General features: G+C 46.0%; 20 protein-coding genes and 1 other annotated feature. Of the genes, 15 read left to right on the top strand and 5 right to left on the bottom strand.

The window, feature by feature from the left end; all coding sequences use genetic code 11:
- The first annotated feature begins 100 nt into the window (after positions 1-100).
- From J7I80_RS14400 to J7I80_RS14390, 3 genes are all read left to right on the top strand, one after another.
- Entirely contained in the window at positions 101-532 is a 432-nt protein-coding gene (locus tag J7I80_RS14400; RefSeq protein ID WP_214739028.1) for a DUF2935 domain-containing protein, read from the top strand.
- Between the two features lie 217 nt (positions 533-749).
- Entirely contained in the window at positions 750-1,664 is a 915-nt protein-coding gene (locus tag J7I80_RS14395) for an ABC transporter permease (RefSeq protein ID WP_214739027.1), read from the top strand.
- 113 nt (positions 1,665-1,777) lie between these two features.
- Entirely contained in the window at positions 1,778-2,341 is a 564-nt protein-coding gene (locus J7I80_RS14390) for an FAD-dependent oxidoreductase (protein ID WP_214739026.1), read from the top strand.
- A gap of 91 nt (positions 2,342-2,432) precedes the next feature.
- On the opposite strand, the gene J7I80_RS14385 is transcribed toward J7I80_RS14390, so the two are convergent.
- Entirely contained in the window at positions 2,433-2,699 is a 267-nt protein-coding gene (locus J7I80_RS14385) for a DUF2188 domain-containing protein (RefSeq protein ID WP_483297707.1), read from the bottom strand.
- A 257-nt stretch (positions 2,700-2,956) separates the two neighbouring features.
- Here J7I80_RS14385 and J7I80_RS14380 point away from each other — a divergent pair, with 257 nt between their 5' ends.
- The 3 genes from J7I80_RS14380 (at position 2,957) to J7I80_RS14370 (ending at position 7,104) form a co-directional block, all read left to right on the top strand.
- Positions 2,957-3,385, top strand: coding sequence for a cell wall hydrolase (locus J7I80_RS14380; RefSeq protein ID WP_214739024.1), 429 nt, complete (start codon positions 2,957-2,959; stop codon positions 3,383-3,385).
- A gap of 148 nt (positions 3,386-3,533) precedes the next feature.
- Positions 3,534-3,989 carry a MarR family winged helix-turn-helix transcriptional regulator gene (locus J7I80_RS14375; protein WP_214739023.1) on the top strand — a complete coding sequence of 152 codons (456 nt, stop codon included), beginning with the start codon at positions 3,534-3,536 and terminating at the stop codon, positions 3,987-3,989.
- Position 3,990: 1 nt separating this feature from the next.
- Positions 3,991-7,104 (top strand): MMPL family transporter, encoded by a 3,114-nt coding sequence (locus J7I80_RS14370; protein WP_214739022.1) that lies wholly within the window; start codon positions 3,991-3,993, stop codon positions 7,102-7,104.
- 63 nt (positions 7,105-7,167) lie between these two features.
- Here the strand turns inward: J7I80_RS14370 and J7I80_RS14365 are convergent, their stop codons facing one another.
- Complete coding sequence (locus tag J7I80_RS14365; protein ID WP_214739021.1) at positions 7,168-7,800, bottom strand: DsbA family oxidoreductase; 633 nt, start codon at positions 7,798-7,800, stop codon at positions 7,168-7,170.
- 214 nt (positions 7,801-8,014) lie between these two features.
- On the opposite strand from J7I80_RS14365, the gene J7I80_RS14360 reads away from it, so the two are divergent.
- Complete coding sequence (locus J7I80_RS14360) at positions 8,015-8,557, top strand: GNAT family N-acetyltransferase (RefSeq protein WP_214739020.1); 543 nt, start codon at positions 8,015-8,017, stop codon at positions 8,555-8,557.
- 47 nt (positions 8,558-8,604) lie between these two features.
- Here J7I80_RS14360 and brnQ read toward each other — a convergent pair whose 3' ends face one another.
- Positions 8,605-9,936 (bottom strand): branched-chain amino acid transport system II carrier protein, encoded by a 1,332-nt coding sequence (brnQ, locus tag J7I80_RS14355; RefSeq protein WP_214739019.1) that lies wholly within the window; start codon positions 9,934-9,936, stop codon positions 8,605-8,607.
- 96 nt (positions 9,937-10,032) lie between these two features.
- Positions 10,033-10,274: a binding site (T-box leader), on the bottom strand.
- Positions 10,275-10,438: 164 nt separating this feature from the next.
- On the opposite strand from brnQ, the gene J7I80_RS14350 reads away from it, so the two are divergent.
- The 3 genes from J7I80_RS14350 (at position 10,439) to J7I80_RS14340 (ending at position 11,961) form a co-directional block, all read left to right on the top strand.
- Positions 10,439-11,326, top strand: coding sequence for a selenium metabolism-associated LysR family transcriptional regulator (locus J7I80_RS14350; RefSeq protein WP_214739018.1), 888 nt, complete (start codon positions 10,439-10,441; stop codon positions 11,324-11,326).
- Positions 11,327-11,414: 88 nt separating this feature from the next.
- The gene (locus tag J7I80_RS14345; protein WP_214739017.1) at positions 11,415-11,687 is read left to right on the top strand and encodes a ubiquitin-like small modifier protein 1; all 273 of its coding nucleotides are present in this window, start codon (positions 11,415-11,417) and stop codon (positions 11,685-11,687) included.
- Position 11,688: 1 nt separating this feature from the next.
- Entirely contained in the window at positions 11,689-11,961 is a 273-nt protein-coding gene (locus J7I80_RS14340; protein ID WP_214739016.1) for a MoaD-like domain-containing protein, read from the top strand.
- A 348-nt stretch (positions 11,962-12,309) separates the two neighbouring features.
- Here J7I80_RS14340 and J7I80_RS14335 read toward each other — a convergent pair whose 3' ends face one another.
- On the bottom strand, positions 12,310-14,151 hold the full coding sequence (locus J7I80_RS14335; protein ID WP_214739015.1) for an aldehyde ferredoxin oxidoreductase family protein: 1,842 nt from the start codon (positions 14,149-14,151) through the stop codon (positions 12,310-12,312).
- Positions 14,152-14,296: 145 nt separating this feature from the next.
- On the opposite strand from J7I80_RS14335, the gene J7I80_RS14330 reads away from it, so the two are divergent.
- Together J7I80_RS14330 and J7I80_RS14325 are read left to right on the top strand one after the other, a co-directional pair.
- The gene (locus J7I80_RS14330; protein WP_483297706.1) at positions 14,297-15,325 is read left to right on the top strand and encodes a ThiF family adenylyltransferase; all 1,029 of its coding nucleotides are present in this window, start codon (positions 14,297-14,299) and stop codon (positions 15,323-15,325) included.
- Positions 15,326-15,394: 69 nt separating this feature from the next.
- On the top strand, positions 15,395-16,762 hold the full coding sequence (locus J7I80_RS14325) for an FAD-binding oxidoreductase (RefSeq protein WP_214739014.1): 1,368 nt from the start codon (positions 15,395-15,397) through the stop codon (positions 16,760-16,762).
- A gap of 320 nt (positions 16,763-17,082) precedes the next feature.
- Here J7I80_RS14325 and J7I80_RS14320 read toward each other — a convergent pair whose 3' ends face one another.
- Complete coding sequence (locus J7I80_RS14320; RefSeq protein WP_214739013.1) at positions 17,083-18,102, bottom strand: YeiH family protein; 1,020 nt, start codon at positions 18,100-18,102, stop codon at positions 17,083-17,085.
- 185 nt (positions 18,103-18,287) lie between these two features.
- On the opposite strand from J7I80_RS14320, the gene J7I80_RS14315 reads away from it, so the two are divergent.
- From J7I80_RS14315 to J7I80_RS14305, 3 genes are all read left to right on the top strand, one after another.
- Complete coding sequence (locus J7I80_RS14315; protein ID WP_214739012.1) at positions 18,288-19,493, top strand: membrane-associated sensor domain-containing protein; 1,206 nt, start codon at positions 18,288-18,290, stop codon at positions 19,491-19,493.
- 294 nt (positions 19,494-19,787) lie between these two features.
- Positions 19,788-21,164, top strand: coding sequence for an N-acetylglucosamine-specific PTS transporter subunit IIBC (gene nagE, locus J7I80_RS14310; RefSeq protein ID WP_214739011.1), 1,377 nt, complete (start codon positions 19,788-19,790; stop codon positions 21,162-21,164).
- A gap of 106 nt (positions 21,165-21,270) precedes the next feature.
- Positions 21,271-22,188, top strand: coding sequence for a DUF7916 family protein (locus tag J7I80_RS14305; RefSeq protein ID WP_214739010.1), 918 nt, complete (start codon positions 21,271-21,273; stop codon positions 22,186-22,188).
- Positions 22,189-22,265: the final 77 nt, after the last annotated feature.

Raw genomic sequence — 22,265 nt, 5'->3', positions numbered from 1 at the left:
TTTCCAAATCACACTCTTACTTTAACATATTCTCAGCTGGCATATATATGGTTAGAAAAACATACATTTCATACGATTACAGTTTGAGGAGGGTGAGAACATGCAGTTTTATTACGGCCAGCAGATGCCCTTGCGGATATTGGATGAAGCTGAGTTCTGGAAGCATCAGGAGGAGGAGCATACTGTTGTAATCAGGGAGTTGACTCCTGACTTGGAACAGGAATATGTGAATGCACTGAAGGAATGGGAAAAGGTATTGGGGGAGACCCGCCATCAAGTTTTAAGGTTCATCGAGACGGTGACGAGGTCTGCCAATTACATACCTGCCCAGCTTCATCAGCATGTGTTGAAGCTGACCTCCTATTATTTGGAGCAAAGTCTTGATTTTATCAAATTATGCGAGGAAATTAAAACTGAAAGCGAAGCGGTGAAAAATAACCCAACCGCCAAAGTGGTACTGGACCATATCATCCGGGAATCAGAATATTTTGTCGGGATTGCCCAGGCGCTGCTATATCAACAGGCACCTTAATAGCATGTCGGTCATAGCCTGCCAGGCAAACTGGCCGACTATTTTTATGCAGGGATTATATTTTCATAAGTTAGCCCAAAGAACATTTACTATATGAAAATATGTATTTCATCAGTAAAATAAAGGTAATGATATAGGAATCTGGAGCAGCCAGCAGGTGAAGCCCTGCTCCAAATTCTTTATGATCAAAAACAGCTGATGTTTGAGAGGGTTTACCATGAAAGTATTGATCTTTTCCTTTAAAAGAATCATCATCGCCATTCCTAGTTTGCTGCTGACCTCCATGGTTGTCTTCTTTTTGTTTATGATGATGCCGAGGGTGATGGGGACTGATTATGACCTTGCGATTCTATGGTTGGAATATAAGAGGTGGATTGCCAGCTTTCTGACAGGGGATCTGGGAATGTCGTCGTATTATCGTGTGCCGGTTTCGCTGATTCTTCGGGAAAAAATGACCAATACCCTTGTTCTGGGAATCGCCTCCTTGCTGATCACCTATGTGCTGTCTTTTTTCATGGGGAGGTACGCTGGCCGGAACCCTCATACACTAGGGGACAGGCTGATTAGCGGATTGAATTACACTGGGCTTTCTCTGCCGTTGATTGTTGTTTCCGTTTATTCGATCTATTTCTTCTCGTTTGAGCTGAACTGGTTTCCCTCCAATGGCTCAGTCGATATCACTGTACCTGAAGGGACCTGGGAATACTGGCTTGACAGGGTTCATCATCTCATATTGCCGGCTGCTGTATTGGGGATTGTCGGGACAGCTACATACACACAATTTCTGAGGGATGATATCGTGGAAAACAGCCGAAAGGAATATGTCAGAACGGCAAAATCCATTGGGCTTTCGGAAAAGAGGATCTACAATGTCCATATTTTAAAAAATTCCCTGATTCCTATCGTCACCTTTCTAGGGATTGATTTAGTGAACATCGTGAATGGTGCAATCATTGTTGAAACAATTTTTACGTATCCAGGAATCGGCCAGCTGTTCATCAAGTCGATTAACATGCGGGATCACGCGATGGTGATGAATCTGACGATGATGTTCTCCACCATCATGATCATGGGGAATATGATCGCCGATATCCTTTATGGTGTGGTGGACCCGCGAATTAAGCTGGAATAACTCATCTTTTTAGGTGAGTTTTTTTGTGATAAAACTCCTAGTTTTAAAACTTTCGCATATAGAAGGATATCTGTTATGATTATATTGAAATAAAGAAAAGGAGGAATTTTCCTATGTATGATGTAGCAATTATCGGAGCAGGCCCTGCAGGGGGGAGCGCAGCGATTTTCGCAGCGAAGGCTGGCAAGAAAACAATCGTGCTGGACAACAATAAAAGCGTAACGAAACGTGCCTGGATGGAGAACCACTATGGTGCTCCAGAAATCGCAGGTCCTGACTTAGTAGAAACTGGAATCAAGCAAGCGAAAAAATTTGGTGCTGAGTTCGTTGAAACGACAGTGGCTTCTGTCAGCATAACAGACAGCAGCGTTAAAGTCGTAACTGAAAACGGCGAGTATGAAGCAAAGCATGTCATCATCGCGTCAGGCATGATGACGGATGTAGCTGAAGCATCAGGCCTTGCCACAAAAGATGGCACTGAGCCAAGAATCAAGACTATTTTCGATGTCGATGCTGCTGGAAAAACAAATGTTGAAGGCGTATGGGCTGCAGGCACTTGCGCAGGCGTCAGCATGCACACGATCATCACAGCTGGCGATGGCGCGAAGGTTGCCATCAACGTCATCAGTGAGCTGAACGGCGAGCGTTATGTCGATCACGATGTTTTAAAAGCTTAATAGACTAAAGCCTTGCAGCAATCTCAATCTGCAAGGCTTTATTTTTTTGACGGAAACAGCTATCAGCTATTAGCTAAAAGCTCCGCCACTATTAGTTGCTATAATTGTACTGATCCTCAATCTTCCCATCTTCATCATGAATGTAGGCCATCGTGCCGGCTTCTTCCGCCATTCGCTTAGCTTCGCTCACAGCTTCGGATCTTGAATCAGTCGTAAGTTCCGGGTCATCCTGTCCTTCTCTTTTGACAGCCCAGCCTTCTTCATCATGGGGTACAGCGTGGAATCTTGCATCATTGGTTCCAGCGCGGTCCTTGAAATAATCTTCACGTTCCATTCTGTTGTCATTATTCTTTGCCATGTTCATTACCTCCTCGAATGCTGGATTCCCTTTATAAAGGTATTATGAATTTACCCAGGCTGTGTTTAAGAAAACAAGAATATTTCTGCTTTTTATCCAGTTTCATCCAAGAGGTTTCTCGAGTCTGCCCTCCAATTTATCAAGAAACCTGTATAGCCCAAGCTTTTGAATAATAGGATTAGAAGTGAAGGAGTGAAGCCCGGAAACAGGAGGGTTATTCAACTATGTATTGAGAATCCGATGGTGGAGGTTATGCCATGGCAGTAGTGAAGCATACGGAGGCTGATGTCGATCTGTTGGCCCGATTGTTAAGGGCAGAGGCAGAGGGAGAAGGCCAGCAGGGAATGCTGATGGTGGGAAATGTAGGGATCAACCGGATACGTGCGAATTGTTCCGATTTTAAGGGGTTAAGGACCGTTCCGCAGATGATTTACCAGGAACATGCTTTTGAAGCAACACAAAAGGGTTATTTTTACCAGCGGGCAAGAGAGTCCGAAAAAAGACTTGCGAGGCGTGTACTTAAAGGAGAGAGGCTTTGGCCTTCTAAATTCAGCCTGTGGTATTTCCGTCCTTCAGGGGATTGTCCGCCGACATGGTACAATCAGCCGCATGTCGGGCGATTTAAACTTCACTGTTTTTATGAACCAACAGGTGAAGAGTGTGCGAATATTTATAATACCTTTTAAATAGCTGGACTGCCTGATAAACCTGGGCAGTCTTTTTGTTTTCTTATTGACATAGGAAGTGATTAGGATTAAAGTTAAAAAGGTTAATAGTTAAACAGTTGAACAGTTAAACGATAGAATAGTTATTTAGCGAGGTGAATAGATAAATATGTGTGATAAATCAATCAAGGATTTAGTTGACCATTATATCCATGTTTCTTTTTCGGTCAATAAAATTGCCGAGGGACTCATCAAGGAAGAAATAAGTTCTGACCTGACGAATGACCAGCACTATACACTGCGGTATATCAATAAGGTTGACACTTGTACGTCCTCCGAGCTGGCTGAGGTTTTCGATGTCAAAAAGAGTGCAATCACGGCGATCATTACCCGGCTGTGGGAAAAAGGGCTGATCCAGCGGGAGCGGGATGAAAATGACAGACGCGTAGTCTACCTGTCTCTGACTGAAAAAGGAAATGAATTATTCCAGAAGGCAGAGGAAAGGATTCAGGCTCTAGTAGGATCCTTTATTGAAAAATTCGATCAGGATGAAATCGTTCAGTTTTTAAAGACTTACGACAAGTTGAATGACATTTTAACAGAAAGAAAGAGCAGGGTGGAATAACGTGAAATTCATTATTAAGCAGAAATGGTTTGTCATTATTGCGTGGATTTTTGTGGCTGCAGGCCTTTTCATGGCTGCGCCGAATATGGCGGAACTTGTCCGGGAAAAAGGCCAGATTACCGTGCCAGACGAATATTCATCGACGCTGGCCGGAAAAATCATGGACGACGTAAGGAAACAAGAAGGCGGAGGGGATGATACCCAGGTCGCACTTGTTTTCCATAGTGAAAAGAAATTGACTCAGGATGAGATCAAGGAAGCGGAGAAAGCAATCCGCGCACTTGAAAATCACAGCGAAGAAATCGGGATCACCGATATCCTGACACATTTCAATGAAGAGAGCCTTAAAGAACAGCTTGTCTCAGATGATGGCAAGTCAATCCTGACATCGGTTACGATCAGCTGGAATGACCGTGAGCCTTCTGAAGTAAGCAAGCTGCTTTATGAAACAATTGAAGATATCAAAGTCGACCACTATTACACAAGTCAGTGGCTGATCAATGAAGACTTGATGACAAGCTCTGAAGAAGGTTTGAAAAAGACAGAAGGAATCACAGTGGTCTTTATCCTCGTGGTGCTTTTGCTGGTATTCAGGTCTGTCGTCGCTCCTGTCATTCCATTGTTGACAGTAGGTATGGCGTATCTGGTTTCGCAATCGATCGTAGCGATGCTCGTTGATCAATTCGATTTCCCGCTTTCGAACTATACGCAGATTTTCCTTGTTGCCGTCTTATTTGGGATTGGAACGGATTACTGTATTTTGCTGCTCAGCCGCTTTAAGGAAGAGATGACGCTTAATGAAAGCGTCCCGGCTGCGATTGTCGCAACATACAAGAACGCGGGACGTACAGTCTTTTTCAGCGGTGTAGCGGTCATGATCGGATTCGCCGCTATAGGATTCTCCCAATTTATTTTATATCAGTCTGCTGCAGCCGTAGCGATTGGTGTCGCAATGCTTTTGCTCGGATTATTCACTATTGTCCCATTTTTTATGGCGGTATTAGGACAAAAGATTTTCTGGCCTTCAAAACAGAGCGCTGAACATGGTGAAAGCAAGCTATGGGGAACAGTCGGCAGCTTCTCATTGGCTCGTCCATTCCTCAGCCTGTTGATTGTAGCGGCAGTATGCGTGCCATTCCTGTTTTCCTACGATGGGGAATTGAGCTATAACTCACTGGATGAAATCAGCGGGGATGTAAACTCAATCAAGGCCTTCAACGCAATCGCCGACAGCTTCGGACCTGGTGAATCCATGCCAACCCAAGTCATTTTGAAAAATGATGAAAGAATGGATTCAGCAGAATACATCGAGCTGGCCGAGAGAATCAGCACTGAATTGGAAAAGGTCGACCTCGTTGACACAGTTCGCTCCGTGACTAGACCAACCGGCGAACCAATACAAGATTTCTTCGTGTCCAAGCAGGCTGAAACACTCGGTTCTGGACTTGGAGAAGGAAAAGAAGGCCTTGAGAAAATCAGCGAAGGACTTCAGGAAGCAGAATCTGAACTGTCCAAATCAGCTCCGGAACTGGATGGTGCTGCTGATGGAATCAACCAGTTAATCAATGGAACGACCGAAATTAAGTCAGGTCTTGGCGAGATCCAGACCAACCTGGCAAAAATCGAAAACGGCATCCGCAAGGGATCTGCTGGCTCTGACCAGATTCAGGCCGGCTTAGCAGAAGCTAAGGCGGGAGCCGAGGAACTGCTCGCTGGATATAATGAGCTTCAGAGGAACTATGTTGAGGCGCAGACAGGTCTGGCAGAGCTTGAAGCTGGTTACAAAGGAATTGGTGATGGTCTTGCTGGACTATCTGCAGGTATATCACAGAAACAGCTCGAATTATTCAGTCACATTGAAAGTGAATACGGGGCAGATGATGACACATATAAAACCCTTAAAACTAATCTCTTAGATATGCAGAATCAATTAGCCCAATCATCTGCTGGACTGAGTCAGCTGAATGACGGCCTCTCCCAGCTTACAGGTGGCATGGCAAAAGCAAATCAAGCCTTTGCCGATGCTCTGGCACAGCAGGCAAACTTCGGACCAGGTCTCCAGCAGCTCATCGATGGAATCGAGGAGCAGCAGTCAGGATTGGATCAGCTCGCTGAAGGCCAGGGACAGATTATTGATAACTTCCCTAGGTTGACGAATGGTCTGACTGGAATCAACGCTGGACAGCAGCAGCTGTTGGCAGGATTTGGCGGTCTTGGAGGCCAGCTGGACCAGCTTACAGATGGTCTCAGCCAGAGCACGGACGGCTTGAACCAGGTATCCGAAGGTCTTGGTTCTGCGCAGGAATATCTGGATGGCCTTGCTGACTCTGATTCCAATGGCTTCTATTTGCCAGCTGATGTACTCGAAAGTGAAGAATTCACCAAGGTGTTTGATGTTTATATGTCAAACGACCGCAAAGTCATGACGCTGGACGTTATTTTCGAAGCAAATCCTTACTCGAATGAAGCGATGGCTCAGGTTGCTGAAATTGAGGAAGCAGTTGAGCGTGCGACGAAAGGGACAAAGCTAGAGAACGCTGATATGGCAATTGGCGGCATCACGAGCACGAACGCTGACCTTGATATGATGTCCGGCCAGGATTACTCACGGACGGTCATCTTGATGCTGCTGGGAATCGGGATTATCCTGGTGTTCCTGTTCCGCTCGATCATCATGCCAATCTACATTATCGGCTCACTGATTTTAACCTATTATACGGCAATGGCTGTCAACGAGGTCATCTATGTTGATATCCTTGGATACTCAGGCATCAGCTGGGCAGTACCGTTCTTTGCCTTTGTCATCCTTGTTGCCCTTGGAGTCGACTACAGTATCTTCTTGATGGACCGTTTCAATGAATATAAGAATCTGTCAATCTCTGAAGCTATGCTGCTGTCGATGAAAAAGATGGGAACAGTCATTATTTCTGCGGCTGTCATCCTCGGCGGTACATTCGCAGCGATGATGCCATCAGGAATGATGTCCCTGCTGCAAATCGCATCAATCCTACTTGTTGGATTGTTCTTATACGCATTCATCATGCTGCCTTTGTTCATCCCTGTACTGGTGAAGAACTTCGGTGAAGCAAACTGGTGGCCGTTTAAAAGGGGTTAATTTTTAAAAATAGCACACACATGAAAAGAGGCAGTCCACACATTGTGGCTGCCCTTTTTAGCTTTAACATCCATCCACACCGCATGCTAAACCATCACCTGAATCTCCCATTTCTGATTCTATAATTTGTTCCAGTGCTTCTTTCGACCTCATTCCCGGAACGACCCTGTCACCAATGATAAATGTAGGGACAGCGGTTATATCAACCTCATTATACGCATGGTGAAGAGCCTTCTGATGTGCCTCTTTATATTTCCTAGTTTCCAGTGCTTCACGATACTCCATTTCATCCAGGCCGATCTCTTCCGCAAGCATCGTCAATACTTTGACATCCCCAATATCCAGCCCCCTTTGGAAAAAAGCCCTGAGCATGTGGTCGTTATACTTATTTCCTTTCCCTTTCTCCTTCGCATACTGATAGCCCTCGAATGCCAAATGCGTATATGGCTGGGGAGACACATCCGGAAGGACAATGTCGATGCCCATCCGCTCAGCCATTGGGTAGACGGATTGCTTCCAGGTGCTTTGCAGATAGTGTTCTTCAGGCTTCAGTGTTTTGTTCGGATAAGGCCTCAATTCAAAAGGCATCCATTCTAGTTCAACATCTTTCCCCTTTATAGCTTCCATTAGCGGAAACTCCGCCAAAAAACAGAATGGTCAAACGTAATCAGAGTAGATTTTGATATTTAGTGTCATAGCAGCCTCCTGTTCACTTTTCATCATTTAGATTTTGTTTGGATTATACCTTTATACATCGAACCTAAAACTTACAATAATTTTTATTGCCTTAAGCGTCCGGAAACCATAAGATGGAAATATCAAACTTAAAGGGGATAGTATATTGCGTATATATAACTTGGTTTTTTCAGATGCAGAGGTGAAATTAATACTAGAATAGGAGAAAAAAATAATGACAAAGAATCTTTTTCGCGGACAAATGCTAAAGCTTACAGCTAAAAGGGAAGGGGATACAGAAATCATCGCTTCCTGGGATGAAGACCCTGAGTACCTGAGGAATGTTGACACCGATATTGCGATACCACGCCCGGTTGAGCATTTTGAAGGTGAGGGTGATCCTGGTTCGAACAGCTTTTACTTCCGCTTAAGGACGATCGAGGATGACAGGCTGATTGGATTTATCGTCATCCACAGCATCGAATGGAATAACAGGGCAGGGATGCTCGCAATGGGCATCGGCAACGCCAATGACCGTGGTAAAGGATATGGTTCCGAAGCGCTGAAGCTCATTCTTCGCTATGCCTTTCATGAACTGAACCTGAACCGTGTCGGCCTGGATGTCATTGAATATAATGAGCGGGGAATCCGTGCCTACCAGAAAGCCGGTTTTCAAATCGAAGGCAGGGTGAGGCAAGGGGTCCATCGTGATGGCAAAATTTACGACCGAATCAATATGGGAATCCTAAGGTCGGAGTGGGAAGCTATCTCTATATAAATAATAATGGACCGGGCATTCTTCACGCCCGGTCCATTTCATGCCTATTATTCTGAAGCTGTCTTTAACTCATTTGATGGCACCAGCCTGTCAAAGGCCCAGCCGGCAAGTGCACCAACAAGTGCTGGCAGCAGCCAGCCCAGTCCCTCCGCATATAGCGGCAATGATTTTAGAAGTGATCCAAGTGCCTCTGACTCAACACCGAATGTCTTCAAACCGTCAACTACACTCACAAGTGCTGTTGCACATACAGCTCCCACATAGACTCCGCGTGCTCCCTTGAAGAAACGGTCAAGGAAAGAGAGGATGACAAGGACGATAGTGATCGGATAAAGAACGATCAACACTGGTACCGAAATCGAAATGATCTGGTTGAGGCCAAGATTCGCGATCAATAAGCTGATCACTGTCACAACGAGTGTGTAAGTTTTATATGGAACCTTTGGCATCATTTTGGCGAAAAATTGGCTTGTCGCAGCTACAAGGCCAACTGCCGTTGTGAAGCAGGCAAGCGTTACGATCAAACCGAGCAGCAGCATCCCCGGCGCCCCGAACATCAGCTTTGCCGATTCTGTTAAAATGGCACCGCCATTTTCGTATTCACCAACTGAGGCCATTTTTGCACCTAGAAGGCCGACTGTAACATATACAAAAGCTAATCCAATGCCAGCGATGACGCCAGCCTTCAATGTTTCCCTTACAACCTGCTTGCGTTCCAGTGCTTTTTTCTGCTGGATAGCCCCAACCACAATGATACCGAAGGCCAACGCAGCAATGGTATCCATCGTCAGGTACCCTTCCAGGAATCCCGTAGCAAATGGAGCTGATGTGTATTTTTCAGATACCTGTCCAAACGAACCTTCCAGCTTAAAAAAGCTGCCAATCACGAGCAGGACGATCGCTGCAAGCAAAACAGGCGTCAGGATGCTTCCAATTCGTTCGACCATTTTTGAAGGATTTAACGTAACCCAGTAAACGAGTGCGAAAAAGACTAGTGTAAACAGCCAAAGTACTGGAGAATTCACTCCGGATTCCCCAAGGAACGGCTTAACGGACATTTCAAAAGCGACATTGGCGCTCCTTGGAATGCCGAAGAAGGGCCCGATTGACAAATACACTGCAGCGCTGAAAACGATTGCAAAAACTGGGTGTACCTTAGAGCCGATTTCTTTTATACCATCCTTAGCCATCGAGATGACAACAACAGTCAATAATGGCAGTCCAACTCCGGTTACAACAAAACCAAGCATCGCTGGCCAAAAATTCGCTCCTGCTTCCTGTCCCAAGAACGGCGGGAAAATCAGGTTCCCTGCTCCAAAAAATAATGCAAATAACATCAGACCGATTGTTAGTGTTTCTCTACCCCTTAAGCTTCCCATCCTTTTTCTCCTCCTAATATAATGTTTTGGCACTGAGAGTATAGGAAATTCGGAACGGAATGTTATACAATAAAAAACAAAAAACTCGCCCCCAATAATAGGGACGAGTTGTTCTCGCGTTACCACCCTGATTCCGCACAAACATGCGGCTCTCATCAACGTACCACCATACGTGTTCCATTTAACGGCGGACCAACCGGCAAAGCTTACTGGAATCAGGTTCGGCTTTGCATCTCAGAGATGATGTTCCTCTATAATCTGAACACCGGCTTGCAGCAAATCACCGGCTCTCTGGGGATCAGGTTCGATAAAGGACGTGTTCTCGTCATCGATTTTTATTATTGTAAAATATATTTACAAGAACTATATTAATATTCAGATAATATTATGTCAATACTATTTTAACAGTAAAATTCAGGATAATAAATATCTTGCCCAATACAGGCCCTAAATATATTAAAATGAATAAATAAAAAGTCGAACAGCAGATGGAGTAAATAGTATGAATTTAAAAAAGCTAGAGGCATTCATAATGGTTGTCGAAAAGAATAGTTTTTCTGAAGCAGCGGCCGCGCTTAAGAGCTCACAGCCATCTGTCAGCCTGAAAATCAAAAGCCTGGAAGATGAGCTGGGATTTGAACTGCTTGATAGAGGAGCGGCAGGAGTCAGGCCGACTCCTGCAGGTATGCTTGTGTATACAGCGGCAAAGGACATTGCCAAGCGGTGGAGGATGCTGGAGGGCGAACTCGGAGAATTCCAGGGAACCTTGACAGGCACACTGACAATTGGTGCGAGCACGATACCAGGAACCTATTTGCTTCCCGGCTGGGTTAAAAGGTTCCGCAGCCTTTTTCCGAAGGTGGATGTCAAAATCGAAATCGGCGATTCGAAAAAAATACTTGAAAAACTGCAGAACCATCAGATTGATGCTGCGATCATCGGGATGAAGGTCGAATCCCGATTGGTAAAAAGCACCACGGTTGCCACGGACTCGCTGGTTTTAGTTACGCCAGAAGGCCACCCATTAGTCCAAACGGAATCAGCAGATTTTCTACAAATTCAACAATATGATTTTGTCCTCCGTGAAGAAGGGTCAGGCACTCGCAAAATGATGGAACGTTACTTAGCAGAAAAAGGTCTGTCGATTGAAGATTTGAAAGTTGCCGTATCGATCGGTAGTACGGAATCTGTCATCGCAGCGGTTGAAGCAGGGCTGGGCATCAGCTTTATTTCCAGGCTGGCGGCTATGCCTGCAGAAAAAGCTGGCCGCATTAAAATCGACGATACTTTCGAACCATACGAACGGGAATTTTATCTCGTGACCCTTGCAGATGCTGAAAACACTCCGATGATCAGCAAGTTCTCAGAAATAGTGAATCAAAAATCGTAATTGAGAGTGAAGAGTCCCTGCTGAAAGAGCTAATGACATTTTTCATTTTTCAATTTATTATTAAGGTAAGGAGAAAGGGGCGTTTAGGATGCAGGTTAAGGTATTTGCTAATCTCAGGGAGATTTGCGGAGGCGTGACAGTCGAAGTGAAGCCTGATGGAGACCGGGTAATGGACGTGCTTGATAAAATGTGCGAAATGTTCCCGGATTTGCACGAAGAGATTTTTACAGAAGAAAAGACGCTCAAGCCATTTGTGCATGTCTACATCAATGGCCGAAACATCGTCCATGACCAGGACCTTCAAACGTATGTAAAAGAAAGCGACCAGTTCGCGCTGTTTCCTCCGGTTGCCGGTGGCTGATATGGTTGATAGAATACTAGAATTCCGCGGAATCAACAGGGATCACCTTGGAATGTATTTTGAAGAGCTGGGCGGCAGGCTCGTGACCGACTCCTTCCCGTTTGTGTATGAGGCGGAAGGATGGAGAGCAGAAATCTTAAGCGAGGATGAGCTTGCTTTTACAAAAACATTCATCGTCAATGCTGTACATATCCGCTTTGAGGCGGAAACCATGGATGAGCTCGAACAGCTGATTAAAAATTACCGTTATAAAACAACCCGGGTTGGCGGGTAACGAAGGTTTCGGCAGTTTATTGCCGGAGCCTTTTTATTTTGAGTGGAAATTTACGTGAAAACTCTAATTTCCCGGTTAAAATCACCTATCTTGAATGTGGATTACGCAAAAGGCAAGGGTTCTACATCTTGGAGGAGTGCACTTTAGATGAATTCGACCACATTTCCGATTTATTTGGCGGATTTCACGATAATTCGACCACATTTCAAGTTTTTTTGGCGGATTTTAAAATAATTCGACCACATTTCCAATTAATTCGACCAAGTTGCTTCATCCGCTACTATTTGCCTCATTTAATTACGTCAAAACAAAAAACCAGGCGAGAAATCACCTGGTTTCCTCAAAATATTAAACTTCTTCAGTAGCTGGTGCTGTTTCTTCGCCGATGATGCCAAGTTCGCGAAGTTTTTCTTCAGTAACAACGCCATCTTTCCAGCCGCGGACATTATAGTAGTCTTCAAGCATGATATCCATGCGAGAAACAAGTCCTTCACTGTTTCCAGAAGCGCCTTCTTCCGTGAAACGTTTTGGCAGGAAGTCATCCTCACGCTTGTTGAAGCCAGCTAGGTTGTTGTAGTAACGCTCAAGGTTGTAAATTCTTTCCCCTGCAAGCATGACATCATCAGCTGTCATCGGAATGCCAGTCATTGTGCTGTATTGCTCAGCATAATGCTCTGCGTTTTCAGAGAAGGAAGAGAACTTACAGATATTCATAGAGTCAGAGAATGAAAGCAGGTTCTGGAATACATTCAGAAGCTCAGCTTTGCCTTCTGCTACAGTACGGTCTGTTGGCTCAGGAATGCCGGCAATTTCAGATGCGATTGTGTAGCCGCGAAGGTGGCAGGCACCACGGTTACTTGTCGCATAGCCAAGGCCGATACCCTGGATTCCGCGTGGATCATAAGCCGGGATAGACTGGCCTTTAACTGACATCGACAGTTCAGGAACGCCCCATGCAGCAGTTGCACGTGCAGGACCTTCAGCAAGGATGCCGCCGAACCCTTCACGGAACGCAATTTTGCGAGCGATTTCAATCATGCCGTCTGCGTCGCCCCAGTCAAGCTTCTCCTCAACGATGCCTTTTTCATAGGCTTCCATTGTGACAGAGATAGCGTGGCCAAGCTCGATAGTATCCATACCGTATTCGTTACAGATGTCGATTAAGTATGCGATCGCTTCTGAGTCGCTCAATCCGCTGTTCGCACCAAGTGCCCATGCAGATTCGAACTCAAAGCTTTCTACGCGAGTCTTATATTTGCCTTCCTTGACTTCAACCTCAATCTTACATCCAACCGGGCAAGCGTGGCATGTGTTGTTGGCAACGAGAATGTGCTCGTTTACCCACTCGCCTGAGTGCTTTTCAGCTTCATCCCAGTGTGTCAATTGAGAGTTGCGCGTTGGAAGCGCTCCCACTTCATTGATCAAGTTAGTAAGGACGTTTGTTCCGTATACGGATAAGCCGCCCTTGTTAGGAGCCGTCAGGCCGCCTTCAAGAATCGCTTTAACCGCTTTCTTGTTGGCCTGATTGTAATCATCTTTCTGTGCAGGTTCAGGCATATTGCCTTTTTGTGCAGCTTTGATGACGATTGCTTTCAGCTTCTTGTAGCCTGCAACCGCACCAGTACCGCCGCGTCCTGCAGCACGGTCATGCTCGTTCATGAAACCGGCAAAACGTACGCCGTTTTCGCCAGCCTGGCCAATTGTCATGACGCTTAAGTTTTCTTCGCCATGTGCATCCTTCAAAGACTGTACAGTCGCGCGCGTGCTCAATCCCCACAATTGAGAAGCATCGCGGATCTCTGCCTTACCGTCTTCGATATAAAGGTACACTGGCTTGTCACTTTTGCCTTTGAAAATAACGTTGTCGATGCCAGCCCACTTCAAACGAGCTGCTGTCCATCCGCCCATGTGCGAGTCAGTAACCGTTCCTGTCAATGGAGACTTCGTTACCACTGCAAGACGTCCGCTCATTGATGAACGTGAACCTGTTACAGGCCCCGTCATGATGCACAGGATGTTTTCTTCTGACAAAGGCTCTACTTCAGGCCCGTTGTCAAGAACATACTTAACCCCAAGACCGCGGCCGCCGACATACTTTTTCACGTCGTCTTCATTGATGCCTCTGTAATCGACAGTGCCATTTGACAGGTCAACTACTACTTCTTTGTTTTTAAATCCCCCAAAAATCATCTTAACTAATCCACCTCTTTCATTTAGTATGGATAAAAAATAATACAAGAGGTCTATTTTCCTCTTAATCTTAAGTATAGTGAAAATTCAGCCTAAAAAAAAGCTTTATTTAAAGATATAATGAAATAGAAATGAGGGGATATGCATGATAGAAATGGAGCGTTATTCACGGCAGATTTTATTCAAGCCAATTGGAAGGGATGGCCAGGAGAAACTATTGAAGAGCTCAGCTGTCATCGTCGGCATGGGCGCGCTGGGTACGGTGATTTCGAATCATCTGGTCCGATCAGGTGTCGGGCATGTCCGCATCATCGACCGTGACCTGGTGGAGCTTTCGAACCTCCAGCGCCAGACTCTTTATGATGAGGATGATGCGCGCGACAACCTGCCGAAGGTCATCGCCGCTGAAAAAAAGCTGAAAAAGATTAATTCTGCGATTAAAGTAGAGCCGATCATCGCAGATTTGACGCTCGACAATGCAGAGGATCTGCTTGCAGGCTTTGATGTGATTGTCGATGGGACCGATAACTTCATGGCCCGCTATCTCATCAATGATGTTGCCGTCAAACATGGCATTCCGTGGGTGTACGGAGGCGCTGTCAGTTCACGTGGGATGTTCGCCGCCATCAAACCAGGTGAAACTCCTTGCTATAGATGTTTGTTCCCATCTGTTCCAACTGGACTGGGAGAGACATGCGACAGCATCGGTGTGCTTTCGCCGATTACGGATATTATCGGATCCTTCGAAGCAGTCGAGGCACTCAAGCTGCTCGTGGGGGCAGAGTCAAATCCGAATCTTGAACAGATGGATATCTGGTACAACTCCTATTTGCAAATGGACGTCAGCCAGGGGCGCAATCCAGAATGCCCGGCATGTGTCCACCACAATTACGAATTTCTAGATCGTTCATCAGACCAGCAAATTAACTATGCATCCTTATGCGGCCGGAACACCATCCAGATCAATCCGCGGCAAAAAACGAAACAGGATCTGGAGAAACTGGCCAGCACCCTGAAAAATAATGGAGAGGTCAAAGGCAATCCATTTTTGCTCCGCTTCATGCCGGACGAGAAAATTACCATGGTCATTTTCCAGGACGGAAGGGTCCTCATCCATGGAACGAATGATACGGTAAAAGCAAAATCCTATTATGCTCGATACCTGGGTTCGTAACCAGTTAAAAGCAAGTTTCTGATATGCGGGATTCCCATATTCATAACTTTTTTAAAAGGGGAGATTGAAATGGCAGGCTACATAGATGAGTTGAAGAAAGTCATAGGTGAGGACCTTGTAACGGTGAATGAAACGGTTTTGGAGCTTCATGGCCGGGATGAATCATATCACGAACCGCGCCTGCCGGATGTCGTTGTTTTCCCGCAGGATAAAGAGGATGTCAGCAAGGTGCTCAAATTCGCGAACGAGCGGAAGATTCCTGTCGTGGCTTTCGGATTGGGAACGAGCCTAGAAGGACATGTCATCCCGGTGAATGGCGGAATTTCTCTTGACCTTTCACAGATGAACGCCATCGTCGATGTGAAGGAAAGTGACTTTCTCGTCAAAGTCCAGCCTGGGGTCACGAGGTCGGTCCTGAATAAAGAATTGAAAAAGTATGGCTTGTTTTTTACCGTGGACCCCGGAGCTGATGCGACGCTTGGCGGGATGGCGGCAACGAATGCGAGCGGCACGACCTCTGTCCGTTACGGTATCATGCGTGACCAGGTTCGGGACCTTGAGGTTGTGCTTGCGAACGGTGACATCATCCATACAGGGAGCCTTGCAGCCAAATCATCTTCAGGAATACATTTAAACGGCATGTTTGTCGGCTCGGAAGGAACGCTTGGAGTCATCACTGAACTTACGCTGAAAGTATATGGCATCCCAGAGGCGATTACTGCGGGGCGGGCAGTATTTCCTTCTGTAAAAAATGCAGTCGATGCCGTGGTTGGCATTTTAGCAGGTGGTATACCTGTGGCACGGATTGAGTTTGTCGATGCAGAGTCGGTAAAAAAAGTGAATGAGTTCATGGAAACAGATTATGAAGAAAGCACGACGCTGTTCATGGAATTCCACGGAAACGAGGCAGGACTGGCACAGGATGTTGAGTTTGCCACTGAAATTTTGCAGGACCACGGATGCTCGAACTTCCAATTCGAGGCAGATTCCAAAGCGCGCAACCAGCTTTGGGAAGCAAGGCACAATCTGCTTTACGCCTACAAACATACAGCCGGCAAGAAAAGCATCATGCTGACGGATGTCAGTGTTCCGGTTTCTGAATTGACCGGGGCGATTCTCCATACCCGTGAATTGATCGATGCTTCTGCGATTGAAGGTTCGATCGTCGGCCATGTCGGTGACGGCAACTATCACGTTCTGCTGCTAATGGACAAGGAAAACCCTGTTGAAGTAAAAGAAGGCGAACGGATCAATCAGGAAATCGTCCACTATGCACTGAAGCGGGGAGGCACCTGTACGGGAGAACATGGTGTCGGCCTGGGGAAAGCAAAATATCAGCGATTAGAGCATGGCGCTGCCTATGATGTCATGAAGTCGATCAAGAAAACCCTCGATCCGAACGGAATCCTCAATCCCGGGAAGATATTTATAGATTAATAGGATTAAGCGGAGGATTTACCCCGCTTTTTTCTTTTTGCTAACGTATTTAAAGAGTTCTGTTCGTACTGAAAGATAATTTCTCGTTATCGTTTGAAATGCTCTGCATAATGGAAAAGCAGCCAACCACATCAGGGTTTTGGCTGCTTTTTCGTATTTTTAAATGAAATCAAGAAATTGATCAGGAAACTGCCCGACAATAAGGCTAGCAGGACTGAATAACTCAGGCTGCTCCAAATTGACTTAAGGAAAACAAATAGGATAAGTGAACCCAGCACGGCTATTAGCCACAATGATTTTTGCATAATATTCATGCTCCTTTATAGTAAAAAGACGACCAGTAAATACCCAAACAACGATAGCAGCACTGACCCAGCAAGTCCTGCTGACAATGCCTTTCCACCCATCTGCCGGAAAGATTTAAAGTCAACATTCAAACCGAGTCCAGCCATGGCCATGCCGATGAGCAAATAGGCGAGGCTGACGATAGCAGACGCGGCGCCATCACTGACCACTCCTGTGGTATTGAACGCACTCACCGCAAGGAATCCAAGGATAAACCAGGGGATCGGGAGGTTAGCCAGCGTCATTTTTTTACCAGCTTCACCGCTTTCTTTTCGCTGCAGAAGGAATCCTATCAATATAGCAACTGGAACAAGCAGCGCAACCCTGGTCAATTTTACGATAATGGCGAGGTCGAGTGCTGCCTGGCCGGCAGGGTCAGCAGCGGCAACGACATGGGCGATTTCGTGCAAGGTGCCTCCCGCAAAAACACCATAATCGAGCGCATTCAAGTCGAGATAGGAGAAGATCAAGGTATAAAGAATGGTAAAAATCGTTCCGAGCACAGCAACATTGGCTGCACCGACAGCCGTTTCTTTTTCATTTGCCTTGATGACTGGAGCGATCGCAACGACAGCCGCCGCTCCGCAAATCGCAGTCCCGCAGGCAGTCAGGATGCCAAGCCTTTTTTCGACCTTAAAGAGCCGGCTTAATCCATAAACAGCGATTAAAGCGAAGGTAAGGTTCGCGAATGCGATGAAAAATACCGTCGTTCCGGCATTGTAAATATCATAGAGATTCAGCCTGAATCCAAGCAAAATGATTCCGAGGCGAAGCAGCTTTTTGCTGGAATATGAGGCACCTTCCAACAGGCCGCTGTTCACTCCGACAGACGCCCGCCAGACCATTCCGAGCATGATGGCAATGACAAGCTGGCCCAGGATCGCAAAGAATGGAAGGCCAGCGATCAAGCGGGCTGCCAATGCCAGAGCCAGGGTTAAGGCTATGCCTTTGAAGACTGGCAAGCTAAAACGGGGCAAAAGTTCTTTCATTTTCATGATTTACACGTCCTTCAAATCTATTCAACTACCACTTTACCGAATAAAAGAAAAATAGCAAAACCCTTATATGTATTTGACCGGAATTGTCAATATTCACAAAACGGCTATATGTACGCTAAGCAGGGGGCGCGGATGGTGCTTATAATAAAGGTAATTATATCCTCCCTAAGCAGGTGAGCAAAATGGAGAAGAGCATGTCGGAGGGAAGGTTTCTCGTTTATATTGTAGCTGCGGTCATGCTTTTGATGCTGATCCATCTCTATCATGCCGACCTTTCGTCCTATTTGAATCCAGAAAATTATCTTGCCATCCATACGATTTTGGAATTTTTCAGTATTGCTGTTTCCTTTTCGATCTTTTCATACGGCTGGAAAGTTTTCGGTCTTTCGAAATCCCGGAAAATCCTGATGCTGAGCTTTTTATTTTTCATAGTCGGAATGCTCGACTTATTGCACACACTCACATTCAAAGGGATGCCCTTTTTCATAACCGAAAGCTCGATTGCGAAGGCGACTTGGTTCTGGGTATCGGCACGAAGCATTGAAGCATTGATGATGGTGCTTGTTCTCATGTTGCCCGAACGTAAGCTGCAACTGGATCCAAGGCGTATCTGCCTGGCAATTTGTACAGGGGTTATAGGTGTCCTCATGTTCGCGATTTTCAAGTATGAACAAAGCCTTCCGCTGCTCGTCATTGAAGGCAAAGGGACAACCATCTTGAAAAACCTCATAGAATACGGTGTAAGTTTCCTTCATTTCATTTCTATTGTCATATCGCTTTACTTTTATAACGAAGGCAAGAACGGCCAGCATCTGTACGTAGCGCTTGCATTCACGTTTCTTTTCTTATCTGAGCTCGTGTTCACCATCTACCAGAGCGTTTATGATATCGATAATTTTACTGGACATTTATACAAGGCGATTGGCTACTTTTTCATCATGAGAGGTTTTTACTTTTCGGCGATTGCGGACGACAGCTTTCTGAAGGACCCTCCCGAAAAGTTATGGAGGGAAACCGAGGAAATGATCCATAGACACTATGGGATCATTTTTAAACTGTCAAAGCAGGGAAATGATTTCATCCACCACATTGTCGGCGGCGGGCTGCTGGATGACCTAGGCTTCAGCCCGAATGATATCAATGACAAGACCCTTGGTGAATTCCTGCCCGAAAAAGCGGGAAGAATTGAACGATACTATGACTGTGTCTGGAAAAATAATGAGAAGATTGTCTTTGAAATCGAAATCGGCGGAAATACGTATGCGATCTCGCTCATGCCTGTTATGAACAATGGCGAGGTAGTGGAGATTGCCGGAGCCGTTATGGGAATAGTCCGGTATTCACGGCTGGATCGCTGCTCACGAAATACAAAGGCAAATGCCTTGTGAGATTGGGATGAACTTGAAGAAATGCGGGTTTTTTGTTTGTGAATAGCTCTCTGGTGCACCGTGGAATTTTATAAAAATAAGCGAATAAGCTATTAGTATCAGCCCTGTCCAGTTTCAAGGGTGACGAACTGAAGAAAGGAGAACTCATCATTCCGGAAGGCATCATTAAAAATAGTCTTTTTTTGGGGTATTCTTTAGGGAGTCGAAGTGTTAAACTGGGGATGTGTTTACAAATTTCTACAAGGCTACGTATAAATGTAAGCACTTACAATTTTGACGGAAGAGGTGTTGAAGATGCTAGGATTCTTACAAAGGATCGGGAAGGCGTTGATGCTTCCCATCGCTGTTTTACCTGCAGCTGCATTATTGCTGCGTCTTGGGCAGCCGGACTTATTGGATATTGCTTTTATTTCTGCGGCAGGTGACGCGATTTTTGCCAACCTTGCATTATTATTCGCGATTGGTGTGGCAGTTGGTATTTCGAAGGATGGGCACGGTGCAGCCGGTCTCGCTGGTGCGATTGGCTACTTTGTTTTGACAAAGGGTGCAGGTGCTGTCAATGAAGAAATCAATATGGCTGTGCTTGGCGGGATTTTATCCGGGGTCATTGCCGGCTTGCTATACAACCGTTTTCACGATATTAAACTGCCGGACTGGCTCGGCTTCTTCGGCGGTAAACGTTTCGTTCCAATCATCACTTCATTACTGATGATCGTTTTAGCCGGTATTTTTGGCTATGTTTGGCCACCAATTCAGGAAGGCATCAACAATGTCGGTGAATGGATTGTTGGCGCGGGTGCAGTTGGAGTAGGCGTATTCGGTTTCTTGAACCGTTTGTTGATTCCAATGGGTCTTCACCATGTTCTGAACACACTTGTCTGGTTTGAGTTTGGTGAATTCACGAATGCGGCAGGGGAAATTGTAAAAGGTGACCTGAACCGTTTCTTCGCAGGTGACCCTGATGCTGGTATCTTCATGAACGGGTTCTTCCCAGTTATGATGTTCGGACTTCCAGCTGCAGCATTCGCGATGATTGCCGCGGCGAAAAAGGAGCGCAAAAAGGCTACTGCCGGAGCGCTAATCGGATTGGCCTTCACATCCTTCCTGACAGGAATTACGGAGCCTATTGAATTCTTGTTCATGTTCCTGTCTCCTGTCCTTTATGGAATTCACGCTGTATTAACTGGTTTGTCCATGTCCATCACCTACATGCTGGATATCCACCATGGATTCGGATTCTCAGCCGGTGCGATCGACTATGTGCTGAACTACGGAATCGCGCAAAAGCCATTGCTGCTGCTTGGTGTCGGCCTCGTTTATGCAGTTCTGTATTTCGTGATTTTCTACTTCCTGATCATCAAGCTTGACCTCAAGACTCCAGGACGAGAAGACGAGGTTGAAGGAGAGTTCACAGACAGCGGTGCTTCAAAAGGCAATTACGCAGAGCTTGCAGACCATTATCTTGCAGCATTAGGCGGCAAAGGCAATATCAAGGATCTGGATAATTGTGTAACCCGTTTGCGTTTAAAAGTCGACGATATGACAAAAGTAAATGAAGCAGAGCTCAAGCGCCTGGGCGCCAAAGGCGTTTTGAAACTGAATAAAACAGACCTTCAAGTCATTGTTGGAACCGATGTAGAGTTTTTGGCCAATGAGATGAAGCGGAAATAATATAGAGAGACTTGGCGGTACTTCACCGCCAGGTCTTTTTTTACAAGCTATCTAAATAGAGAAATTGGTGAACTAGAACCTATACATAAAATGGAGGGATATGATCGTGAAACGTCTGCTGGACTGCACGGCATCAGATTTTGAACAAATAACTGGACAGGATTTGAAAAAGGCAATCATTGCTTCAGAGGGACGGACGATTTTAGCTGAGGTAATCGGGGCATTCTCGCCGCTTTACCCTGCCGTGACGAATGCGGAACTGGCGGCGGCATTCGGAGCTGATCTGATCCTGCTAAATTTCTTCGATGTGATGAACCCTTCGATGGAAAGCCTGCCAGAAGCAGAACCGTCGGAAGTGGTCGCGCAATTAAAGAAGCTGGTTGGCCGTCCTGTTGGCTTGAACCTTGAACCGGTTGACCTCGAGGCGGACACACTTGAGGCGCTTCAGCAGCTGCCTGAAGGAAGGATTGCTACCGATGCTTCTCTCAAAAGAGCAAAGGAGCTTGGCTTTGATTTCGTCTGCCTGACAGGCAATCCCAAAACAGGTGTGACGAATGCCGAAATCACGAAGGCGATTGAGAAAGCCAGGGCAGCTTTCGGCCCAGATGGTTTGATCATTGCGGGAAAGATGCATGGTGCAGGGGTGGCTGGTGAGACGGGAAGCACAATGATGACGGAAGAAACCTTGCACAGGTTTGTCGAAGCAGGTGCTGACATAATCCTGATTCCTTCGCCAGGTACAGTACCAGGTTTTACGGTTGAAAAGACGGCTAAGCTAGTGGAGCTTGTCCACCAAAAAGGAGCTCTCGCAATCCTGACGACAGGTACAAGCCAGGAGGGGGCGGATGAGCAAACAATCAAACAAATCGCCCTGAACAGCAAGATGGCCGGAGCCGATCTCTACCATATCGGGGACGCCGGGGCAGCGGGCATCGCTTTACCTGAGAACATCATGGCCTATTCCATTGTCGTACGCGGCAAACGGCATACTTATGTCCGGATGGCAGCCTCTGTCCGCAGATAATTCCTGATTTTTCAAGTTCGCATCAGCCATTATCCGGGTAAAAGTAAAGTCCAAGGCTGATACTAACATCAGGAGGG

The organism is Bacillus sp. ISL-41, assembly GCF_018613235.1.
Classification (GTDB): domain Bacteria; phylum Bacillota; class Bacilli; order Bacillales; family Cytobacillaceae; genus Mesobacillus.
The sequence above is the reverse complement of the archived record's forward strand: the minus strand, read 5'-3'. Positions and strand labels throughout refer to the sequence as shown.

What these genes read in the sequence shown, in the direction of transcription:
- J7I80_RS14400 (WP_214739028.1), top strand. Translation starts at nt 101, where the DNA reads ATGCAGTTTTATTACGGCCAGCAGATGCCCTTGCGGATATTGGATGAA.
- J7I80_RS14395 (WP_214739027.1), top strand. Translation starts at nt 750, where the DNA reads ATGAAAGTATTGATCTTTTCCTTTAAAAGAATCATCATCGCCATTCCT.
- J7I80_RS14390 (WP_214739026.1), top strand. Translation starts at nt 1,778, where the DNA reads ATGTATGATGTAGCAATTATCGGAGCAGGCCCTGCAGGGGGGAGCGCA.
- J7I80_RS14385 (WP_483297707.1), bottom strand. Translation starts at nt 2,699, where the DNA reads ATGGCAAAGAATAATGACAACAGAATGGAACGTGAAGATTATTTCAAG.
- J7I80_RS14380 (WP_214739024.1), top strand. Translation starts at nt 2,957, where the DNA reads ATGGCAGTAGTGAAGCATACGGAGGCTGATGTCGATCTGTTGGCCCGA.
- J7I80_RS14375 (WP_214739023.1), top strand. Translation starts at nt 3,534, where the DNA reads ATGTGTGATAAATCAATCAAGGATTTAGTTGACCATTATATCCATGTT.
- J7I80_RS14360 (WP_214739020.1), top strand. Translation starts at nt 8,015, where the DNA reads ATGACAAAGAATCTTTTTCGCGGACAAATGCTAAAGCTTACAGCTAAA.
- brnQ (WP_214739019.1), bottom strand. Translation starts at nt 9,936, where the DNA reads ATGGGAAGCTTAAGGGGTAGAGAAACACTAACAATCGGTCTGATGTTA.
- J7I80_RS14350 (WP_214739018.1), top strand. Translation starts at nt 10,439, where the DNA reads ATGAATTTAAAAAAGCTAGAGGCATTCATAATGGTTGTCGAAAAGAAT.
- J7I80_RS14345 (WP_214739017.1), top strand. Translation starts at nt 11,415, where the DNA reads ATGCAGGTTAAGGTATTTGCTAATCTCAGGGAGATTTGCGGAGGCGTG.
- J7I80_RS14340 (WP_214739016.1), top strand. Translation starts at nt 11,689, where the DNA reads ATGGTTGATAGAATACTAGAATTCCGCGGAATCAACAGGGATCACCTT.
- J7I80_RS14335 (WP_214739015.1), bottom strand. Translation starts at nt 14,151, where the DNA reads ATGATTTTTGGGGGATTTAAAAACAAAGAAGTAGTAGTTGACCTGTCA.
- J7I80_RS14330 (WP_483297706.1), top strand. Translation starts at nt 14,297, where the DNA reads ATGATAGAAATGGAGCGTTATTCACGGCAGATTTTATTCAAGCCAATT.
- J7I80_RS14325 (WP_214739014.1), top strand. Translation starts at nt 15,395, where the DNA reads ATGGCAGGCTACATAGATGAGTTGAAGAAAGTCATAGGTGAGGACCTT.
- J7I80_RS14320 (WP_214739013.1), bottom strand. Translation starts at nt 18,102, where the DNA reads ATGAAAATGAAAGAACTTTTGCCCCGTTTTAGCTTGCCAGTCTTCAAA.
- J7I80_RS14315 (WP_214739012.1), top strand. Translation starts at nt 18,288, where the DNA reads ATGGAGAAGAGCATGTCGGAGGGAAGGTTTCTCGTTTATATTGTAGCT.
- nagE (WP_214739011.1), top strand. Translation starts at nt 19,788, where the DNA reads ATGCTAGGATTCTTACAAAGGATCGGGAAGGCGTTGATGCTTCCCATC.